The organism is Lonsdalea quercina subsp. quercina (assembly GCF_000688655.1).
In the GTDB taxonomy this organism is placed as follows: Bacteria; Pseudomonadota; Gammaproteobacteria; order Enterobacterales; family Enterobacteriaceae; genus Lonsdalea; species Lonsdalea quercina.
In genome coordinates, this window is record NZ_JIBO01000008.1 from 158,556 (window position 1) to 179,683 (window position 21,128).

Annotated in this window: 16 protein-coding genes; 5 read left to right on the forward strand and 11 right to left on the reverse strand. The window is 55.0% G+C overall.

From position 1 onward, the window contains the following. Positions 1-5: 5 nt before the first annotated feature. The 3 genes from RZ35_RS09635 to ssuD form a co-directional block, all read right to left on the reverse strand. Positions 6-1,415, reverse strand: a complete 1,410-nt coding sequence (locus RZ35_RS09635; RefSeq protein WP_026743115.1) for an FAD/NAD(P)-binding protein — start codon at positions 1,413-1,415, stop codon at positions 6-8. After that, positions 1,408-2,511 (reverse strand): dimethylsulfone monooxygenase SfnG, encoded by a 1,104-nt coding sequence (sfnG, locus tag RZ35_RS09640; protein ID WP_026743116.1) that lies wholly within the window; start codon positions 2,509-2,511, stop codon positions 1,408-1,410. Before sfnG ends, RZ35_RS09635 begins: the two co-directional genes overlap by 8 nt. 15 nt (positions 2,512-2,526) lie before the next feature. Beyond that, positions 2,527-3,699, reverse strand: a complete 1,173-nt coding sequence (gene ssuD, locus RZ35_RS09645; RefSeq protein ID WP_026743117.1) for an FMNH2-dependent alkanesulfonate monooxygenase — start codon at positions 3,697-3,699, stop codon at positions 2,527-2,529. Between the two features lie 279 nt (positions 3,700-3,978). Here ssuD and RZ35_RS09650 point away from each other — a divergent pair, with 279 nt between their 5' ends. Further along, positions 3,979-5,937 (forward strand): sigma-54-dependent Fis family transcriptional regulator, encoded by a 1,959-nt coding sequence (locus tag RZ35_RS09650; RefSeq protein WP_051625539.1) that lies wholly within the window; start codon positions 3,979-3,981, stop codon positions 5,935-5,937. Here RZ35_RS09650 and RZ35_RS09655 read toward each other — a convergent pair. Beyond that, complete coding sequence (locus tag RZ35_RS09655; RefSeq protein ID WP_026743118.1) at positions 5,934-6,860, reverse strand: LysR substrate-binding domain-containing protein; 927 nt, start codon at positions 6,858-6,860, stop codon at positions 5,934-5,936. The two genes, RZ35_RS09650 and RZ35_RS09655, sit on opposite strands and share 4 nt — an antisense overlap. Before the next feature lie 127 nt (positions 6,861-6,987). On the opposite strand from RZ35_RS09655, the gene RZ35_RS09660 reads away from it, so the two are divergent. Then, the gene (locus RZ35_RS09660; RefSeq protein WP_026743119.1) at positions 6,988-8,145 is read left to right on the forward strand and encodes a methionine aminotransferase; all 1,158 of its coding nucleotides are present in this window, start codon (positions 6,988-6,990) and stop codon (positions 8,143-8,145) included. 66 nt (positions 8,146-8,211) lie between these two features. Here the strand turns inward: RZ35_RS09660 and RZ35_RS09665 are convergent, their stop codons facing one another. The 4 genes from RZ35_RS09665 to RZ35_RS09685 form a co-directional block, all read right to left on the reverse strand. Beyond that, positions 8,212-8,991: an ABC transporter substrate-binding protein gene (locus RZ35_RS09665; RefSeq protein ID WP_026743120.1), complete on the reverse strand. Its 780-nt coding sequence runs from the start codon at positions 8,989-8,991 to the stop codon at positions 8,212-8,214. 842 nt (positions 8,992-9,833) lie between these two features. Continuing rightward, positions 9,834-10,394 (reverse strand): helix-turn-helix domain-containing protein, encoded by a 561-nt coding sequence (locus RZ35_RS18465; RefSeq protein WP_026743121.1) that lies wholly within the window; start codon positions 10,392-10,394, stop codon positions 9,834-9,836. Between the two features lie 166 nt (positions 10,395-10,560). Further along, positions 10,561-10,740 (reverse strand): hypothetical protein, encoded by a 180-nt coding sequence (locus tag RZ35_RS09680; RefSeq protein ID WP_026743122.1) that lies wholly within the window; start codon positions 10,738-10,740, stop codon positions 10,561-10,563. Positions 10,741-11,796: 1,056 nt separating this feature from the next. Then, positions 11,797-12,414, reverse strand: coding sequence for a TetR/AcrR family transcriptional regulator (locus RZ35_RS09685; RefSeq protein ID WP_026743123.1), 618 nt, complete (start codon positions 12,412-12,414; stop codon positions 11,797-11,799). 691 nt (positions 12,415-13,105) lie between these two features. Between RZ35_RS09685 and RZ35_RS09690 the strand changes: the two genes are divergently transcribed. Beyond that, on the forward strand, positions 13,106-13,885 hold the full coding sequence (locus RZ35_RS09690; RefSeq protein ID WP_026743124.1) for an acetoin reductase: 780 nt from the start codon (positions 13,106-13,108) through the stop codon (positions 13,883-13,885). A 53-nt stretch (positions 13,886-13,938) separates the two neighbouring features. On the opposite strand, the gene RZ35_RS09695 is transcribed toward RZ35_RS09690, so the two are convergent. Continuing rightward, entirely contained in the window at positions 13,939-14,439 is a 501-nt protein-coding gene (locus RZ35_RS09695) for an Lrp/AsnC family transcriptional regulator (protein ID WP_026743125.1), read from the reverse strand. Positions 14,440-14,707: 268 nt separating this feature from the next. Between RZ35_RS09695 and RZ35_RS09700 the strand changes: the two genes are divergently transcribed. Continuing rightward, entirely contained in the window at positions 14,708-15,646 is a 939-nt protein-coding gene (locus tag RZ35_RS09700; protein ID WP_051625540.1) for a DMT family transporter, read from the forward strand. A 110-nt stretch (positions 15,647-15,756) separates the two neighbouring features. Here RZ35_RS09700 and RZ35_RS09705 read toward each other — a convergent pair whose 3' ends face one another. Both RZ35_RS09705 and RZ35_RS09710 read right to left on the reverse strand, forming a co-directional pair. Next, complete coding sequence (locus tag RZ35_RS09705) at positions 15,757-17,355, reverse strand: methyl-accepting chemotaxis protein (RefSeq protein WP_026743127.1); 1,599 nt, start codon at positions 17,353-17,355, stop codon at positions 15,757-15,759. Between the two features lie 347 nt (positions 17,356-17,702). Continuing rightward, positions 17,703-19,184 (reverse strand): sensor domain-containing diguanylate cyclase, encoded by a 1,482-nt coding sequence (locus RZ35_RS09710; RefSeq protein WP_162174223.1) that lies wholly within the window; start codon positions 19,182-19,184, stop codon positions 17,703-17,705. 373 nt (positions 19,185-19,557) lie between these two features. Between RZ35_RS09710 and RZ35_RS09715 the strand changes: the two genes are divergently transcribed. Next, positions 19,558-21,018: an AMP nucleosidase gene (locus RZ35_RS09715; protein ID WP_026743129.1), complete on the forward strand. Its 1,461-nt coding sequence runs from the start codon at positions 19,558-19,560 to the stop codon at positions 21,016-21,018. Positions 21,019-21,128: the final 110 nt, after the last annotated feature.

A 21,128-nucleotide genomic window follows, 5' to 3' on the forward strand; every position in this document is an offset into this window, starting at 1 on the left:
AAGGTTCAGGTAGAGACGGGACATCGCGCCGAGGCGGCGGCAGGGATCACGGAGTTTATCAGGTGTCTCGCTACGCTTTCCGCGTGTTGCGACACCTGCGGCAGTCCCATCAGTTCGCCGAAACGGCCGCGTGCGGCAGGTCCGACGACAAGCAGGCGCGGGTTGGCCTGACCGAGAATATCCAGCGTTTCCGACCGCTCGTTAACCAGAATCCCCAGTCCCAGCGGATCGGGTTGCAGTTCGCCGCGCTGCGACAGGGAATGCAGCAGCGGCTGACTCTGGGTAAGCGACGCATGCGCCGGGCCGGTGGTGACAATCAGCTTGTCGACCGTCGTGGTTTCAATCTTTCCCTGACGCGGCTGGAGTCGCAGCGTCAGCGTCGTTTCGTCGGCCTCGACGCCACACAGGCGCGCCGCCAGCACGCGCAGTTCGCCGGACTCGCGCCGCGCCGCGATGACCTGAGCCACCTGCGGCGCGGTGCGATAACGATGTACGTCCCACCAACTGCGTAGATGGCGTAGGAAACGCTGCTGCTCTTTCAGCGCCAGCGTCTGCCACAAGGCCTGCCCATTGGCGCGGATCTCGTCCATAACCGCCTGCCAGGGAATGCCCTGTTCGGCGGCGGCGACGACCTCCCGTCGTGCCTGCGCCAGCGCGCCGCGCGCCGTCGTCGGCCAGGAAGAAGACAGCGACCAGGGCGGCGGCGGCGCGTCAACGCTCAAATTGCTGCGGGACAACAGCCCGTGCCGAGAGAAGGCGACGATCGGCCCGTGGTGGCCGCGCGTTTGCAGCGAGGCGACGACGTCCGCCATCGTCAGCGCTGTCCCCATGATCCCAACGCGCTGAGACGGCGCCACCGTATCCAATACGCCCGGCAACCACGGGTTAGCGACCAACGCTGGGTGTGTCTGCCAGGGACGCAGCATCTCGGGGAGTGCCGGCGGCGGATGGCTGACGGCCAGCACCACGACATCGGCGCGTAACGCCAGACCGCTCGCCGTCGTCACGATATGATCCTGCAGGCCGATCGCCCGGTCCCAGATGTGGCGTAGCTGAACCGGGCCAGATTTGGCGACCTCGGCGAACAGGCCCTCCATGTAGCGGCCGAAAAGTCCGCGCTGCGGGTAGGCATTGCCATCACGCCATAGCGCCGCACTGTCTTTGCGGAACTCGGGCTGGCGTTTCAGCCAGCGTTCGAAGTGGGCTTTGTCCTCGCTGAATAGAGACATTCGCGCGGCGGGGACGTTGATGCGGTGCGCAGGCTCCGGGGTGGAATAGGCAACGCCAAGTCCCAGGTGCTCCCTAGGTTCCACGACGGTTACGCGCAGCGCGCTTTCCGCCGTCCGCGCCAGATGGATCGCCAGCGCCGCGCCGCTCACGCCGCCGCCAATAATGACAATATGAGGTTCAGTCATAGCTCAGCTCCTTTGCCGTTTGTTGCTCCATTTTTCTCACTCTCGGTATGATTTCCCGCCCGAAATAGTCCACCTCTTCCTGAAAATGCAGAAAGCCGAGCAGCATCAGGTCCACGCCCGCGTTCTTGTAGTCGATAATGCGTTCCGCGATTTGCTGCGGCGTGCCGATCAGGTTGGTTTTGAACCCATCGTTATACTGCACTAAATCGTCCAACGTGGACTGCGCCCAGTTGCCCTCTTTTTCCGGCGAGGCGTTGCCCGCGTTCTGCACTTCCTGATGAAAACCTTTCACCGCCGCCGGATCGGCCTGATCCAGAATATCCTGTAGCTGCTGGCGCGCCGCCGTCTCNGTATCGCGTGCAATCNCGAAGCCGTTGACGCCGATTTTTACGCGGCGTTGATGCGACTGCGCCTTAAGCTGGATGTCCTCCACCTGACGTCGAATGCCTTCTACGCTGTTGCCATTGGTGAAGTACCAGTCCGATACCTGCGACGCCATATCGCGCGCCGCCCGTGAACTGCCGCCCTGGAAAATGTCAGGAAGCGGGTCGCGCGGTTTAGGTTTCATGACGTAGTCGCGAAAGCGGTAAAAGTCGCCGGCGAAGGTAAAACTCGGCTCGGTCCAGATCCCCCGCAGACAGCGGATAAACTCTTCAGAACGCCGGTAACGCTCCTCATGATCCAGCCACGGTTCGCCGATGGCCTTAAACTCGCCGCGAAACCACCCGCTCACGATGTTGACGGCGATACGCGGCCCGTAAATGTGGCTGAGGGTGGCGACCTGTTTCGCCGCCAACGCGGGGTTCCACGGGCCGGGCAACAGCGCGGCAATCACCGTCAGGCGCTCCGTGACGGCCAGCAGGTCCTGCGAGAAGGTGACGGATTCGTGCTGATTGTCGGCGCCATAGCCCGCGGTGAAGCGAATCTGCGTCAGGGCATAATCGAACCCGGCGCGCTCGGCGATCTGCGCCAACTTGCGGTTGTAGTGGTGATCCCACTGCGTGCGCTGCGGTATTTTGCTGACGACCAGTCCGCCGGAGACATTAGGCACCCAGTAGGCGAACTGGATGGGGCGGCGCGTTTCCTGCTGTGACATAGCGATCTCCCGTAATTAGCTGGCGCTGACCTGTTTGACCGGTCGGCGGTCGCCGCCGATGGTTTCACCGAAGGGGCCGGTATTGACGGCGCGCGACGGCGGGCGGGACGACTGCGCCAACGGCAGCAGCGGCATGACCAGCTCGGCGAAGCGATGCGCCTCCTCCAGATGGGGGTAACCGGACAGAATGAAGTTTTCGATGCCCAGCGCCTGATATTCCCGCAGGCGATCCGCCACCTGTCGCGGACTGCCCACCAGCGCCGTCCCCGCGCCGCCGCGCACCAGCCCCACGCCCGCCCACAAATTGGGGCCGATACGCAGATCATCCCGCGAGCCGCGATGCAGCGCGCTCATTCTCGCCTGTCCGGTCGAATCCATTCGGGCGAAAATTTTCTGCGCCTGCGCGATGGTGTCATCATCCAGATGGGCGATCAGACGGTCGGCCGCCGCCCAGGCCTCTTCCTCTGTTTCGCGGACGATGACGTGCAGGCGAATGCCGAAGTTCAACGTGCGTCCGTTCGCCTCGGCGCGTTCCCGCACGACTCGCAATTTTTCCTCGACCTGCGCCAGCGGCTCGCCCCAGGTGAGATAGGTATCGATCTGCTCCGCCGCGACGTCGATGGCCTCCGGCGAAGAGCCGCCGAAATAGAGCGGCGGGCCGTTTTCCTGCACCGGCGGAAACAGCACCTCCGCACCTTCCACCCGAATATGTTTACCGGAGAAATCCACTTTCTCGCCCTTCAACAGCCGCGTGTATACCTGCAGGAACTCTTCGGTGACCTCATACCGTTCGGCATGACTCAGAAAAATGCCGTCGCCTTTGTTTTCCACCGGATCGCCGCCGGTCACTACGTTGATCAGCAGCCGTCCCTCCGACAGCCGGTCGAGCGTGGCCGCCATGCGCGCCGCCAGCGTCGGGGGTTGCAGGCCCGGCCGCACAGCCACCAGATAGCGCAGCTTGCGGGTGATGGGNGCAAGCGCCGAGGCCACCAGCCAGGAGTCTTCACAACTCTTGCCGGTAGGAATGAGGACGCCGTAGTAGCCGAGGTTATCCGCCGCCAGCGCCACCTGCTGCAAATACGCCAGATCCACGGGGCGACCGCCGTGAGACGTCCCCAGATAACGCCCATCGCCATGCGTGGGCAGGAACCAGAATACCTTGATAGTGCCGTTGTCAGATTCAGCCATTATTCGATTCCTATATAACTATATTCATTATTTATACAAAGAATGTTTCAGTTTGGTTATAAAAATCAAAGCAGGAACCGTGCCATGAAGTACGGGATTTTTTATTCATAAAAATCAGGGAATTAACCACCGTCGATCGACGGTGAAAATGGTGCATTTGCAGCACATCGGCATCACCCGCTGCTGCGTTTGCAGCAAAGGGCTCAAATGGCCCTCTCGTATCGCTTAGGGCGCTGAGATAAGCTCAGGCCATCCCGTTTCCTGCCGCGAACGCCATCGATGAAAAACCCTCAGCCCTTTACCGCCGATACACCCGTATTGATCGACCCTGCTTCTCTCGCCTTCCAAAGCATGCTGGATAAGCTGGCGCCGACCGACGCGACCGTGCTGATCGTGGGAGAAACCGGAACAGGAAAAGAAGTGGTGGCGCGCTATCTGCACCATCACAGCACCCGGTGGCAGCAGCCGTTTCTGGCGGTCAACTGCGGCGCGCTGACGGAAAGCCTGGCCGAAGCGGAGCTGTTCGGGTACGAGAAAGGCGCATTCACCGGCGCCACCCAAACCCACCCGGGCTGGTTTGAAGCGGCGGAGGGCGGCACGCTGCTGTTGGATGAAATCGGCGAACTGAGCTTACCGTTGCAGGTAAAATTGCTGCGGGTGTTGCAGGAGCGGGAGATCACTCGCGTGGGATCGCGCAAACCGGTGAAGATGAATGTGCGCGTTATTGCCGCCACCCATGTTGATTTGGCTCAGGCGATCCGCGAGCGGCGCTTTCGGGAAGATCTCTACTATCGCCTTAACGTCGCCGTCGTCGACCTGCCGCCGCTGCGCCACCGCACCGGCGATATCCCGGTGCTGGCGCAGCATTTCCTGTCGCTGTACGCCCGCCGTCTGGGCCGTCCCACCCGACAGCTGTCGCCGGAAGCGCTGGACACGCTGATGGCCTACAGCTGGCCCGGCAACGTGCGCGAACTGGAAAACACCCTGCATAATGCCGTACTGCTGAGTAAGGACGGCGATATCAGCCCGGCGCAGCTGCGGCTCAACCTGACGCTGTCGGACCTGAATGTCCCGACGTGCGACGACGCGATTGACCGCTTTGTTCGCCAGCAGTTGGAAAGCGAGGCGGAGCGGCTGTACGACCGGGTTCAGCATGCCCTCATTCGCAACGCCTTCGAACTGAGCAACGGCAATCAGACGCAGGCCGCCGCCCTGCTGGGCGTCAGCCGGAATACCCTGCGCACGCTGCTGGCCAATCAGGGGCTGATCAAAGGCCGACGTAAAACCGCGCCGGTCGCATCCGTTTCTGCCAGCGTGTCGTCGGCCGGGCATGCGGAGCGGGAACTGCGCATCGGCTACCAGAAGTTCGGCATTCTTGGCGTCCTGAAAGCGCGCCAAAGCCTGGAAAAGCAGTTTGCGCGTCAGGGGGTCAGCGTGTTGTGGAGCGAATTCCCTGCGGGGCCGCAGCTCCTGCACGCGCTGCATAACGATGAAATCGACTTCGGCACCACCGGGGAAGTGCCGCCGATTTTCGCTCAGGCCGCGGGCACGCCGTTGGTGTACGTCGCCTACGAGCCGCCCGCGCCCGAGAGCGTGGCGATGCTGGTCGCCTGGGATAGCGATATCCACACGCTGGCGGATTTGCGCGGCAAACGGGTCGCCGTCAATAAAGGCTCGAATGTCCACTATTTGCTGGTGCAGATGCTGGATGAACAGGGACTGACGTTGAACGACGTCCGCGTGGTGTATTCCCCGCCCAGATACCCGCTGACGCCCAGCGATTNCCACGCCGTGGATGCGTGGATGATGTGGGACCCGCTGCTGAGCGATGCCGAGCGCGACGGCGCTCTGCGGGTCATCGCCGATGGGCGCGGACGCGTGCTCAACCATCAGTTTTATCTGGCGCGTCGCGACTTCGTCGTTCGTCATGATGATGTGCTGGAGCCGCTGTTGGAATTGCTGGCACAGACCGGCCAGTACATCGACAGCCAGCGCAGCGAGGCGGCCCGGAGCCTCTCCGTTGAGCTGGGCATCGCCCCCGCCTCGCTGGAGCGCGCATTGCAAAGGCGCAGTCATCGAACGCGTCCTATGGATATTGCCGTGATCCGCGAGCAGCAGATTATCGCTGACCGCTTCTATGCCCTGGGGCTGCTGTCCCGTCCGATTACCGTACGAGAGGCAGTCTGGCAGCGGAGAANCGCCCGACCACCACAGACGGCGATGGCCAACGCGCGCTAGCGGGCGCGGCTCTCCGCCGGCATCAAGGTCAACAGATGCGCCCGGCTGAGCATCGCCTCTTCTATCAGCCGCGCCGTCAACGCGCTAAGTGCCGGCGTCATCTCTGAAGACGCCGGGTACGCCAGATAATAAGCGGAGCCGCTCGGCACACAGAGCGGGAAAGGCGTAACGATCCTTTGCATTCTCACGTCGTCTTCCAGCAGGCAGAGATCGCCAATAGCAATACCGAATCCCTGCTGCGCGGCGCTCATCGCCAGATCGAGCGTATCGAAATGCTGCGCCTTGCTAGAGGGCAACGCCCCGCGCCCCGCTGCCCGCAACCACGCCAGCCAGTCGCGACGGTCGCGCGTGGGATGCAGCAGCGTGTACTGCGACAGGTCATCCAGCGTCATTGCCCGACCGGGAGGAAGCAGCGAGGGTGCGCACACCGGCGTCAGCACCTCATCAAACAGCGGATGCAACGTCAGCCCGCGCGCCGTGGGGCGGCCGAACACCACCGCCGCATCGAAATGTTCGTGATCGAAATCCAGACCGTGCGAAATCGATGACGTCAGCTCGATATGGACGTCCGGCATATCATTTTGCAGTCTGATGACTCGCGGCAATACCCAACGCATGGCGCAGGTCGGGCATTTTATACGCAGCGTTCCAGGACGGGCGGGCGCCCGCGCCAACGCCTCATCGATGGTCGCCAGCGCCTGCCGTATCGGCGTCAGCAGGCGTTCTCCCTGAGGCGTCAGAATCAATCCCCTTGCTTGACGTTTAAACAATGGGTAGCCCAACTGACGCTCCAGCCCCAGGATCTGACGGCTGACCGCGCCCTGCGTCAGACACAGGGTCTGCGCCGCATGGGTGAAATTGAGATGCCGGGACACCACCGCGAAGGTGCGCAGTACGTCCAGCGAAGGGCGTTTCTGGGCCATAAGACTCCTCGTCGTAGCCGGTTGAGCCATGTTGTTAGTGCATGGCTAGTATGACGAAGTTTCCCTTGTTGCCCAGGGTTTTCTATTACTTAATGACCCTATTCTCGATGACAATCAGGAGCAATCTATGCAGAGCGCATGCGCCACCCGTTCCAAGTTGCCGGATGTCGGCACCACCATTTTCACCGTGATCGGCCAACTGAGCGCCGAGCATAATGCGCTGAATTTGTCTCAGGGCGCCCCCAACTTCGCCTGCGCGCCTCAGTTGGTCGACGCCGTTTCCCAAGCCATGCGTGAAGGACATAATCAATACGCGTCCATGACCGGTCTGGACGCGTTGCGCCACGCGCTGGCGGAGAAAACCGAGCGACTGTACGGCGCCCGTTACGACGCAGATACGGAGATTACGATCATGGCCAGCGCCAGCGAGGGGCTTTACTCCGCCATTAGCGCGTTGGTGCATCCGGGCGATGAGGTGATCTATTTCGAACCGGCGTTTGACAGCTATGCGCCGATTGTCCGGTTGCAGGGCGCCACGGCGATCCCCATCAGACTGTCTCTGAGCAACCTGAGTATTGACTGGGATGAAGTGGCGGCGGCCATCAATCCCAAAACCCGCATGATTATCGTCAACAGTCCGCATAACCCCACCGGGATGGTCTTCGACGAACACGACATTGCACGATTGACAGCGCTGACCCGCGACACCGATATCGCCATTCTGTCCGATGAAGTGTATGAGCATATGGTCTTCGATAAAGGGATCCATCACGGTATGGCGCGTCATCCGGCACTGGCGGAACGCAGCGTGATCGTGTCCTCGTTCGGGAAAACCTATCACGTCACCGGCTGGCGCGTGGGCTATTGTCTGGCGCCAGAATCGCTGATGGATGAAATTCGAAAAGTGCATCAGTTTATGGNGTTTTCGGCGGATACGCCGATGCAGTATGCGTTCGCCGCCATGATGGCGGATCCGCAGAGCTATTTGGGGTTGGCGGAGTTTTATCAGCACAAGCGAGACCTGCTGGTGGAGGCGCTGCACTCGTCCCCGTTCGAACTGCTGCCGAGCGGCGGCAGCTTTTTCCTGCTGGCGCGTTTCCGGGGATTCAGCGATCTGAGCGATGACGATTTCGTCCTCAGGCTGATTCGGGACTATAAGGTCGCCACTATCCCGCTGTCAGCGTTCTACAGCGAACGCGTCGACACCGGACTGATCCGGTTAAGCTTCTCGAAAGAGGATGAAACGCTGCGCGAAGGCGCGCGGCGTTTATGTCAGGTGCGGTAGTCAGCCGGAGACGCTGTCTGGAACGCGACGAATCCGGGCGCTCACGCCCGGATCCTCAGGGGCTTGCTACTTGGCGGTGACGTCCAGTCCGCCAAAGTATTTTTTAGACAAGTCGTTAATGGTGCCTTTGGCTTTCACTTCAGCAATCGCCGTATTTAAACGCTGACGAAGAGCGTCATCGCCTTTGCGCAGGCCGAAGGCGATGCCGCGACCCAGAATGCTTTCGTCTTCCACTGCGCCGCCCACAAAGGCAAAGCCTTTGCCCATTGGCTGCGACAAGAAACCGCTCTGCCCTGCCGCTGCCATCACCAGTGTGGCATCCAGACGACCGGACTCCAGATCTTGATAAACCTGATCCTGGTCCTGATAAGAGACCACGTTCACGCCTTTTGGCGCCCAGTGCGCATTGGCGTAGCTTTCCTGCACAGAGGACTGCAATACCCCGACCTGTTTTCCGCGCAGCGACTGGACCGTCGGCAACAGTCCGCTGTCCGCACGGGCGATCAGCAAGCTGGGAATGTGGTAAATCACATCGGTAAAATCAATCGCCTGACGTCGTTTTTCGGTCACATTCATGGCCGAGTTAATCACGTCGAATTTACGCGCCTGCAGTGCCGGTATCAGGCCGTCGAAGGAGGCTTCGGTCCAGGTGCATTGAACTTTGGCGGCATCGCAAACCGCATTGCCCAGATCCACGTCAAAACCCGCCAGTTCGCCCTCCGGCGTTTTATATTCAAACGGCGGATACAAGGCTTCCAACCCAAAACGCAACGTGGTCTGTTCCGCCCAGGCGGACCCCAGAGTGAACAGGCATCCTGCCAGAAGTAGGGAGGTCATTTTCTTCACTGTTACAGTCTCCGTGTTTATCTTTTATGTGGGGAATAGCGCTGATGATTTTACAGCCCGCGTGTTACACGTGGCGTTGACGAAAAGCTTTCTGTCAGCACGCCGCCGCCGTGTCCAGCATACCGCGAATAATGGAATAGTCGACGATGTTGAGCCATGAAGATGGCATACACTCTTACGTAAAGGGAAATTCACTGTGGTAGCGGATAGCCATAACCGTTTTATGAATAGGGGGTTTCAATCGTTCACTGGCTCACGGCGTTTTGCCGCATTCAACCTTCAATGAAGATGGATCGATTCAGGTACAGCTTCATCAGGTCGCCGAGGTAGATATTGCTATGGTCGCGCCGGCAATAACAGTAGAAGTGGAAAAAAGGAAAGTATCAGAACAAGGCGAGAGGATCATCCTGTCGGGGGAGGATAGAAAAGGCGTCAACGTCCGTCTGCCAAATGAGGAAGTTGGAGACGACCGGGATAGAGCATAGCCCCCTCTATGCTCGGTATTTTTTACCTTAATCACGGGTTATTACATCACTCCGCCAATCACTTACGTAAAGATACAATTAGTAACAATAAGCATGGGGAGTCCGTGCCGTATTCCCTTTGACTAATTATTTTTAACATATTCATCGCATTCGAAAACAGCATGAATTCATAGCGTTGATGTCAAAATATTATCTCAGTGAATAGAATTTTGTTTTCCTTCAGGGTATAGAAAAGAATTTCACCCAGTGTTAACGGGGAAAACCATTTAATATAATGAAAAGTTTTTTAAATTAAAAAATAAAACAGCTATTTTGAAATAATGTTCTGAGTGTGTATACAATATGAAGATGATTTGTTTATATGCGATTTACGGCTTNAATAATATTTTTTGCGTTAAGTTTTCTAAGAATATTTTTCTTATGACTGCTGATAGTTTTCTCACTCAGGCACAGCATAGTAGAAACTTCTTTATTCGACTTACCTGTAGCAAGTTGCTCAAGTACAAACATTTCCCTGGATGACAGTCTCCTTGGTTTAGGCTCAGTGTTAAAATAGAGTGGTGATTGAGTGGCATTCTTTATCGAAGAGACTATCTCAGCAATGGGACTTTTCAGTCCGATAACCGAGTCGCATTTCTGATAATTTAAGTTATAGCACGATGCGTTGTTTTTAAAGAGAATAATTCTATTTTCCTTGTTGATAAACTTTATCACGTCGACAAGAGATGCAGTTATCGGACATTCATTTGACGTTCCGATAAAAAAAACCTTACTGACCTCTTTATTGGGATATCGCATCAAATCACTCACATCCGTAGCGACATAGCTCATGTCGGCTGTGGTCATAATCTTACTACGAATTATTTTTTGAAGCGAATAAGTTATTATTTCATCTTCGAGAAAAAACACATAATCCATTGTTTCTTTATTACCTCCAACTTTAGTCACAACTAGCCGTAAATCGCCATTAGCATAAAACTGGCGATGCCATAAATTTATATCTCTCGTTTAGGATTTTTAAGAAGTATAACACCGAATAAAAAGAATGAACATCGGTCACATTATTTCAGAATTTTTTCAGAAATTACCCCTTACCAAGAATTTTCTTAACAATACAGAATTTCACCTCTCCTGCTTTAAGACCTATTTCAAACGCCGAACCTCTCTCTAAAATTACCCCTCGAGTACCGCCATCACTGAATTCAGCGCTACTCATGCCCCCACCAACATGTCCGTCTGCCGCCCCGTAAAGCATGATGCCCATCAGCGCATCATGTCAGCCCTGCTCATGATGTTCAGGCGATATAGATTTCAAAATAAGAACAAATTCTGATAGGAGCTTATCATTCCCCTATTCCTGTTAAATACTTGTAAACGACCCCCTAATTACTATGGATTTAAAAGTCGGATTCTCTTTTTATTTAAGATGTCTTATCTTTTGTCTTATATTGCATCTATTTATAATAACATTGTGGTAGTTATTTTATGACAGTTCAGACACGCAACCTCCTTTTGTGGAACGCATCCCAATCAACGGAATAAGTGAGTGATGGATAAATCATTCCCAGTATCTTCCTATCTTTACGCTAATGCTTAACTTTTCTTCAGGATAACAATAGCCTTACTCCACAGTTCGACTTAAATCCAATCATTACTAGGAACCCTTCGGGATTTCCTCTTTTTTACTTTCGGGTAAAGACGCCTGCATCGCATTGAAAGCATCAACGCTTTTTATTTTTATAGATGAGGAAATAATGGTAAAAATATTTCATACATTGAGTTCCACTCCGGAGTGGCTCAACGCATGTCACGTCTCATTTCCTAAATCGACCTGTTATTTTTATTTCATAGCGCTGCTCACATTCGATGAACAGAAATAATATGGAGTAGACGCACGTTCCTTCTCCACATTATGTCTTAACGAGAATCAATATAAACAAAGACAATGCCATTGATGACGTGAGCGTGAAAGCAATCGGGTATTGCCCCGGTGTCAGAATGATAACCGTCACTAGTGAAAATCCGGCGACTGATATTACCATAGTCTTTCTACCATTTCTTAACATACCATTGCCAAAGAGAACGTTATTGAGTTCAGGTTCATGGATTAACGTAAATGCCGATTTCGGTCACAGAAATAGAATAACGGCGGAACGGCCTATATCTTTATAGCAAGGTCGGTTTTATCGAAGACTGAATAGCGTCAAGATATTTCATTCGTGATTAATACGGTAGGTAAAGGCGACAATAAAAATGGCCGGGATTCAACAGGGTGATAATGAATCTCGGCAGTAAAGTGGCCCATCAGCAAATGATGCGGCTAGCGGAGACCTGCCCCCATCAGAAACATATCGACCGCCCGTCGCGTCAGCTCACGAATTTCCTCGGTGCTGAATGGTTCAGGGTCACATTGGAAAATGCGAATCTCCGTTTCAGCCGTGACTAACGCCAGGAACTGTAGCGCGCGGAGATGGGGATCATCCTGATGCAACTCGCCTTGTTCCATTGCGGTCGCCATCACAGTGGACAGCACATCCAAACACTCGCTGGGACCAGATTCGTAAAACAACATACCGATGTTCGATCGCCCTGCTTCCGCCACCACCATACGATAGACGGCCAGCGCGCTGCGGTCGTTAGTGAGTACCGCCAGCATGCGTTCACCGAATCGCATCAACGTGTCATGAAAGGTGACGCCCGTTTCGATTCTCTCCGCCAGCTCGGCAACAGCGTCTGACAAATGCATCGTCGCGTGAGCACGCACTACCGCGATGAACAACGCCTCTTTCGAAGGAAAGTAGCTGTAGAGCGTGGCTTTCGAGCCGCCTAGGCGCTTTGCCAGTTCATTCATCGATGCGCGCTCGTACCCCATCTCTTGAAAGAGTTGGGCCGCGGCGCTGACGATAGATTCACGACGGGCCTGAGTCCGTACTTTCATTGTCTTACCTGCAATAACGACATTGGCATATCGCCATGTTCTTGACAGCGAAAAAATCGGCGCAAAACTGAACCGTACAGTTTGTTTTTGCTAATTGTCATTACTGTACCGCTGAGGTCCAACCTTGTAAAGGCTGGCCGCCTCCCGTCATCAAGCCGGTGTGGCGCCTTTTCCTGGATTGTGGGTCTGCATGAACATTCAGGCGCGAATCCGTCGCGGGGCCGTGGCTGAAGTGGGTATGATCGGCGTCACTAACATCACCTTGTGGTGATTTTTGGATATGCTGCCCGGCCCGAACCAGGGAGCGGTGGCAATGCCATGATGCTTCTTATGATGATCAGCCATCGTAATGTGCTTGCACTGTGGCGCGCCCCCTTATATTAACGGTAAGCGCTGGCTCCGCGCGCCAAACGATGAAACAGCGCTTAAACAAATTCAGTGAGGCCTGTCGCACTTTTCTGGTTGCGCTTCCTAGAGCGAACAATGCCCTCAAACATCCTCCATTTCACCCTGGAATAGAATCATACCAGTGCATTATTTCGCCCCCCCCCCACATGACAGCACGAAATCTCAGCAAAAAGAGGACTCCAGGTAAAATCGTTGAAAAACAATAAAATACAAAAACAACGAGAGGTGATGATATGCGTCTAAACTTACAGTAGCCGAATTATTTCATCCGAAGGAGTTGATTATGTCTTTATCAGGAAAAGTCGCGCTGGTCACCGGCGCCGGACAAGGTATTGGTCGTGGGATTGCACTGCGTCTGGCGAAAGACGGCGCGGATATCGCATTGGTCGATGTCAAGGATGACAAAATCAAATCCGTCGCGGAAGAGATCCGCGCATTGGGGCGTCAGGCCACGACCTTCAAGGCCGATATCAGCGTGCGCGAGGAGGTGTTCGCCGCCGTAGATTTCGCAGAGAAAGAGCTGAACGGCTTCGATATCATCGTCAATAACGCCGGCATCAGTCAGACGAAAAATTTGCTCAGCGTCACCAAAGAGGACGTGGAGAGAATTTTCCAGATCAACGTGCAAGGCACGCTGTGGGGAATTCAGGCGGCCGCAACGAAATTTAAGGCGCGTAAGCAGAAAGGTAAAATTATCAATGCCTCTTCCATCGCCGGTCACGAAGGATTCGCCCTGCTCGGCGTCTATTCAGCGACCAAATTCAGCGTACGTGCGCTGACCCAGGCCGCCGCCAAGGAGTTAGCCAGCTTCGGCATCACCGTCAATGCATATTGCCCCGGCGTCGTGGGCACGGATATGTGGATCGAAATCGACAAGCGTATGGCTGAAGAAACCGGAGCGCCGATTGGCGCAACCTACAAGAAATATGTCGACGGCATCGCGTTGGGCCGGGCGGAAACGCCCGAGGATGTGGCGGCGTTTGTTTCCTTCCTCGCAAGCCCTGACTCCGACTACATGACCGGGCAGGCACCGCTGATCGACGGCGGACTCCTGTTCAACTAATTTGTGCTCATCGGAAAGGGCGGCCATACCGCTGCCCTTTCGCGTTGTCACGATTACGACGACGTTGCCGAGGGCAATAATAAGGGGTCCACGGATATCTCTCTTTTCAGCGTGCGCAACGCAAACGTCGAGCGAGTGTGTCGGATCCCTTTGACGCGGTAAAGCTTCTGGCGCAGAAACCGCTCGTAGTGCTCGGCATCGGCCACCACAATTTTTACCAGATAGTCGTAATCCCCCGTCACCAAATGCGCTTCCAGCACTTCGGGCATGTCCATCAACGCCTGGCCGAATTGTTCCAGCATGCGATCATCATGATGCTCCAGCGTGATCTCGATAAAAAAGACCTCCGAGGCCCCCACCGCCCTGGCATTGATGACTGCCACATATCCTTCGATCGCTTTTGTCGACTCCAGGCGTTTAAGACGCGTCCAGCAGGGCGACGAAGAAAGCCCGACTTCTTCGGCCAATTCCGCCACCGTCAGGCGGCCGTTACGTCGCAATGCCGATAAGATTCGCTTATCGGTCATATCCAGCGTTTTGTCTTTGTTCGCCATCGATTCCTCGCCTCAGCATAGGCATGCTGAAATTTTAATTATCCCCATCAATATTTACCGAATTAGTGCACAAAGAAAGAAAAAATCAGGAAAAGTTTAGCGAAAAGCCCCTCTATACTGACATAACCGGTTAGCTCGTCCACTGGCTGACTCTCTTCAGGCCCGCGCGGCAAACCCTGGGCTTGCCTTCAGGCGCGAATTTATCGTTACAACGGAATATCGCGCTCCACTTTTTCAGAACGATGCTCGCAGGCGATAGGAGGGATAGATGATGAATAAAACATCGCTGTTATTTGTTCCAGGACTCTTCCTGCTGGCTCCGCTACTGTTCTCCGGCAATATGGTGGTCGCGCGCTGGATCAGCCCCGAACTCCCTCCGCTGACGCTGGCTTTCGCGAGATGGCTCTTCGCTGCCATCGTGATCTTCCCATTTATTCTCTCACCCTTGCGCCGGGCCGCGCCGACGCTACGTCGTCGCGGGAAAGACGTGGCGCTGCTCGTCTTGCTGGGCGGGGTGCTCAGCGTCACACCGCAATATGCCGCGGCGCATCACACCAGCGCGGGCCATATCGCTCTTTTGTTTTCACTCTCTCCGATCATGGTTTCGGTTATTGAGCGCGTCGTATGGCGCATCCCGCTGCACGCCAATTTCTTCATCGGCGCAAGCATCGCTTTTCTCGGAATTTGCGTGGTGGTTTTCGAAGGGGATATCACTCACCTCCTCCGGTTCGAGTTCAATCAGGGCGACATGACTGCTTTTATCGCGTCGACGGCCTGGGCCGGCTATACGGCGCTACTGCGTCAGCGACCGATTGCCGTGTCGGCCTTTGTGCTGCTGTGGATTATCGCTATCGGTAGTTCGGTCATTCTGCTGCCATTTCTGCCGCTGGAATGGCGAATGACAAGTGCAACGCCGAAACTCTCGGCGCATCTGCTGTATGCCGTTCTGTTTCTGGCGCTGGTCGCCGGCGTCGCCGCCTACAGCGTCTACTCGCGCATTGTTAACTTGCTTGGCGCAGCGCGCGCCAGCACCTCCATGTATATGGTGCCGGTGTACGCATTTATCCTGTCCTCGATATTCCTTCAGGAACAGCTATACCTGTATCATCTGACTGCGACCACGCTCGTCTTGCTGGGCGTAGCGTTGACCACCGTGCGCTCCATACCTCACCTCAAATTCCCCGCCGCCAGGTCTATTGAGCACTGAACGCATTGACATGTAAAACAAGAAAGCCCGCCGACAATGTCGGCGGGCTTGGTGATCACGCTAACGAAAGCGTCCCTCAACGTCATTCAAATCGGGGGGATAAGCTTAACCTAACGATCCAAAGTGTGATGACCCAGCGTGGCCGCAGGACGTTCCAGCTTGAAGAACGCCATGGTTTCATCCAGGTTGACCGCCTGGTCATTCAGGGATGCGCTGGCGGAGGCAGACTCTTCAACCAACGCCGCATTCTGCTGCGCGACTTGCTCCAACTGGGTGATGGCCACATTAACCTGTTCGATACCTTTCGCCTGCTCGGAAGACGCCAAGGAAATTTCCTGCATAAACTCGTTAACCTTCCTGATCTCGCCAACCAGCAGATTCATGTCGGTGGACGAATCGGATGCGACTTTCGAGCCCAGCGAGACTTCGTTCGACGTCTCTTCAATCAGCGTTTTGATTTCTCGCGCTGAACCGGCGCTGCGCTGCGCCAGACTACGCACTTCGGCGGCCACCACGGCAAAACCTTTACCCGCTTCGCCAGCACGCGCGGCCTCCACAGCGGCGTTCAGGGCCAGAATGTTGGTCTGGAACGAGATGCCGTCCATGATGGAGATGATGTCGTTAATCTTATTTGAGCTGGTGGCGATACCGTCGATACGAGCGATGAGCTTGCCGAAGTTGCTGGCATTTTTTTCCGCCAGTTCAGCCACAGTTGCGGTCAACGCCATAGCGCGTTGAGTATTCGCCGAGTTTTCATGAACGGACGATGTCAGCTGTTCCATGCTTGCGGCGGTCTCTTCAACCGATGCCGCCTGCTCTTCCGTACGGGAAGAGAAATCGCGGTTTGCCGCAGAAATCTGCTGCGCCCCGGAGGCCACGGCCGCCGAAGAGTCACGCACATCGGCAACAATTCGACGGAAGGCTTCCTGCATGTCTTTCAGCGACTGGAGCAGTTTACCCATTTCAGTGTCGTGCTGCGGCGGGATATCCAGCGCCAGAGAACCGCTTTCCATCATACCGAAATAGCGGCGGACGCGTTCCACCGGCGACAGCACCACCGTACGAATAAACTGAATCGAACATATGCTCAACAACAGGACGACGACGAACGCAGCGATAAGAATCGTTAAGGTGGTTTTATAGAAGCTTTCTGCGTGCGTGATTTCCCCATTGCCCACGTTCTGGGCGAAGTCGATAAAGTTCATCAGCTTCTGACGAAATACCTCACCTTTCTCCGCTGCCAGCGGTTCAATCTGACCATAAAACTGAGCGACGTTGCCCTGATTCAGCGTGACCACTAACGGATCGATAGCGGTAGAGATGTAGTCATCGAATGCCGCGTCCAGGTCCGCACGGAGTTTGCGCCCTTCTGGTGTCAGCGCCCGCGTTTTACGCAAGTCCGTCATCGTCAGTTTGGCTTTGTCGACGTACGCATTAAGTCTTTTTGTATAGGGAGCAACGATATCCACATTCTCTTTTTTATCGAGGAATAGAGCAATATTCATTGCCAGGAGTCGTGCACTCAGGAGATCCGCGTAGGTCGAAGCCAGTGGGATAACCTGGTCGCCCTGAATGGTATCCATTTTTTGAATTGAACTATTGCTCTGGATAGAAGAATAGAGACTAAATACACACAGGGTGGATAGTAATATAAAGAATATAGCGATAACGCCGTAGAGGCCGTTTCGAATCTTAATTCGTTCGTACATTTAATAATCCTTGGTTATTATCAGTATTCTTAGGCCCTATCGACTAGGTTGTTTAAATCTTTAACAACCCTTTAAAACAAAACTGTTTATCACGCCAATACACTAACTAATGGCATATGCATCTAATATTGGCACCATGAGCAGGATAACCAACCAGTAAATTCCATGATGCGTGGAGATGTCATCGAATCAGGATAGATTAAAGAAATAATAAAAAAGTGCGACAAAATATGTGCCGCACTCGATAACTTTCATGGATTACCACCCAACTAAAATAATGTCTTTTCAGTCAGGGATGTTAAATGGTCGATATTTCACACAAAACAGATCCCACACATCGAATAATACTAAAGCCGAATGCATTGATTGCGCCCTTTTTTCTTCGCCAGATACAGAGCCTGATCCGCGCCTTCCTTCAGTCGCTGGGCATCACAAGGGTGTTTGGACATGTAGGAATAAACGCCGACACTGACCGTAACAATCTTTTGCGGCAGCTGAGAGCCTCGATGCTCGATGGCGCGCAATCTCATCGCCTCAACCATCTCGTTGCCTACCACCTCCGCCTGCCTGCTGGTAAGTCCCGGCAAAATGATTGAAAATTCCTCCCCGCCGTACCGGGCGGGCTGAGCGCCGGGAGGCAGCGAGAGCGAACGAAGGATGAGGCCGATTTCAGCCAGACAGCGGTCGCCTTCTATGTGACCATAGGTATCATTATAGCGTTTGAAAAAGTCGACATCGATCATGGCGAGCGCCACGTCGCCGCTCTCAACTTGCGCTGTAGTCAGACATTGTTCCAGATAGAGATCGAACCGTCGGCGGTTCGCCAACTGGGTCAGCGGATCGACCAACGCCAACTCCTGTAGCACCTGATTCTGGTCTTCCACTTCCCGATGCATCATGGAAAGCATCTCTTTATTACGTACCGTAATGCGGATCTGTTTAAGGACAAAAGTGCCCAGTAACACCAGTGAAACCAAAACCAAAAAGTTGACGGCTATCGCGGCTATATTGTCCGCTACCCAGCGCCGCTGCAGCTCATTTTTATTGACGCTGGCCGCCGCGATAAGCGGATATCTTTTGAGTTTGACGTAACCCACAACGCGCATCTGACCGTCAAACGGTGTATGCCAGGTGCCCACGCCAACGGTTCTGCTTTTCAACGCCTTCTCCGCCAATACGCCCGTCGAGTATTTTTCGATCAGCGTTTTCTGCTCGTCCGGATAAACGTACAGGGGGGAACCGTCGACGTTCAGTAAAGACAGAATCGAGTCATAATTCAGGCTGAAATAGCTGTAGAAACGCCCGAAATAGCCAGGGTCGACCGAGGCCAGAAAGATGCCTTTAAACTCGCCGTTTTTGCCGTTAATTCGCTTCGATACCGGAATCACGTATCTCCCTGAGATCACGCTGATGCGCGGCTGGCCGATGAATAGATCTTCGCTGGTGCTGTTCTTGTTCCAGATGAAGTAGCTACGCTTGGACACGTTATATACAAAGCGGGAGCCTTGCCCGGTTGAGGCAATCAGGTTGCCTTTCTCGTCGAAGAGATAAAGGCCGATGATTTGCGGGAGCAGTACACGGTGAGATTCGAGCACGGCGGTGATCTTTTCAGAACTCAGCGAATTAATATCACCGTGGATCTCACGCATAGTGTCGATAATGGCCAGTTCTATCGGCAGAAAAGTATCCTCAGCCTGACGCGACAATATCACCGATAGATTGATGACATCCTGCTCCACTTCCAATACCTGCCGATGATAGGACTGCCAGAAGTTCCAGCCGTTAGTTGTGGCTAATACGATGAAACTCACGACCAGAAAACCAATCATGGTTTTTCCTGGAGCTGAAGGATTGTTTTTCCCTAAGAGACGACGCAATCCGCGAGGTGTGAACGAAACAAAAGATTTATAAGGCATACGTTTTCCTGAAAACATGAATCGCCTGAGGGCGTTCATGCGGGCACATCCTACTAAATCGCGCCGTTATTGTGTACCAACTCACGACGATGGCACGCTATTCCGCGGCGAAAGCCGTGGATTCAGGCCTCAAGTCGGGTGCGCATACAAGAGACGCCCATCCTCGTGTAAACTCACTACATCAGGATTAGCATAGTTTAAGACATAGCGCTGCGTGACCTGCCGTTACGATGACGGCACCGTATTTCACCGGACACCGCTGCGTCCGGCACCCCAAGGAGAAAAGATGAGTAAAGCATCCGCTGCCGGCCTCACGGCCACTAAAGCGCTCGATAAGCTGGAAACCCTGTATGACGAAGCGGTCGCCTCGCTGCGCGCCGCCATTAGCGCTTTTATCGATGAAGGCACGTTGCCGGACGCCTCGGCGCGCGCCAAAGGTCTGTTTGTATATCCCGAGCTGCGCGTCAGCTGGAACGGACGCGCGCCCTCTGAGAACAAAACCCGTGCCTATGGCCGACTGACCCACGGCGGCTGTTACAGCACGACTATTACCCGCCCAGCGCTGCTACGCGGCTATCTGTCCGAGCAGTTGGAGATTCTGGAAAACGACTATGACGCGGTGATAGAAGTCGTGCCTTCACAGCAGGAAATTCCCTATCCGTACGTTATCGACGGCGCAAATCTGGGGCTAAACCGCTCAATGAGCGCCGGGCTGGCGCAGTATTTCCCCACCACCGAACTGGCGCAGATTGGCGATGAAACGGCTGACGGTCTGTTTCATCAGTCCAAAGAATACTTCCCGCTCTCCCACTTCGATGCGCTGAGAACCGACTTTTCGCTGGCCCGCCTTCGGCACTACACCGGCACGCCGGNCGAGCACTTCCAGCCTTTCGTCTTATTCACTAACTACACCCGCTATGTGGATGAGTTTGTGCGCTGGTCCTGCGAACAAATCGCGGATGAAAACAGCCCTTACTATGCACTGTCCTGCGCGGGCGGCAGCTACACCACGGCGGAGACCCGTAATCCCGAGCAGGCGGGTTCCGATCTGGCCTGGAAAAATCACCAGATGCCCGCTTATCATCTGCTGTCTCGCCAAGGACGCGGGATTACGCTGGTGAATATCGGCGTCGGGCCGTCCAACGCGAAAACCATCTGCGATCATCTGGCCGTCTTACGTCCGCATGCGTGGCTGATGATCGGCCACTGCGGCGGTCTGCGCGAAAGCCAGTCCATCGGTGATTACGTGCTGGCTCACGCCTACTTGCGGGACGACCACGTGCTCGACTCCGTGCTGCCGCCGGACATTCCGATCCCCAGCATCGCCGAAGTGCAGCGAGCGCTGTATGACGCCACCAAGACGGTGAGCGGCATGCCGGGTGAAAAGGTGAAACAACGCCTGCGTACCGGAACCGTCGTCACGACGGACGACCGTAACTGGGAACTGCGCTACTCCGTCTCGGCCCGCCGCTTCAACCTGAGTCGCGCCGTCGCGGTGGATATGGAAAGCGCGACCATCGCCGCACAGGGTTACCGCTTTCGCGTGCCTTACGGCACCCTGCTTTGCGTATCCGACAAGCCGCTGCACGGCGAGATCAAGTTGCCCGGACAAGCCAACCGCTTTTATGAAGGCGCGATTTCCGAGCACCTGCAAATCGGCATCTGCGCGGTCGATCTGCTGCGTTCGGAAGTCGACCAACTGCATTCCCGCAAGCTGCGTACATTCGACGAACCGCCATTCCGCTAATTCACCTCTTTAATCATCAGCGAGGAGCCGCCAGCGGCCCCTCGTTTACCTCCCCCACAGACCATCTTTTTCTCTCCCACCTCCCGTCGGCGGACTTCACTTTCGTCACG

Coding starts and splice junctions, on each gene's coding strand:
- RZ35_RS09635 (WP_026743115.1), bottom strand. CDS start 1,415: ATGACTGAACCTCATATTGTCATTATTGGCGGCGGCGTGAGCGGCGCG.
- RZ35_RS09655 (WP_026743118.1), bottom strand. CDS start 6,860: ATGGCCCAGAAACGCCCTTCGCTGGACGTACTGCGCACCTTCGCGGTG.
- RZ35_RS09680 (WP_026743122.1), bottom strand. CDS start 10,740: ATGGGCATCATGCTTTACGGGGCGGCAGACGGACATGTTGGTGGGGGC.
- RZ35_RS09685 (WP_026743123.1), bottom strand. CDS start 12,414: ATGAAAGTACGGACTCAGGCCCGTCGTGAATCTATCGTCAGCGCCGCG.
- RZ35_RS09690 (WP_026743124.1), top strand. CDS start 13,106: ATGTCTTTATCAGGAAAAGTCGCGCTGGTCACCGGCGCCGGACAAGGT.
- RZ35_RS09695 (WP_026743125.1), bottom strand. CDS start 14,439: ATGGCGAACAAAGACAAAACGCTGGATATGACCGATAAGCGAATCTTA.
- RZ35_RS09700 (WP_051625540.1), top strand. CDS start 14,708: ATGATGAATAAAACATCGCTGTTATTTGTTCCAGGACTCTTCCTGCTG.
- RZ35_RS09705 (WP_026743127.1), bottom strand. CDS start 17,355: ATGTACGAACGAATTAAGATTCGAAACGGCCTCTACGGCGTTATCGCT.
- RZ35_RS09710 (WP_162174223.1), bottom strand. CDS start 19,184: ATGATTGGTTTTCTGGTCGTGAGTTTCATCGTATTAGCCACAACTAAC.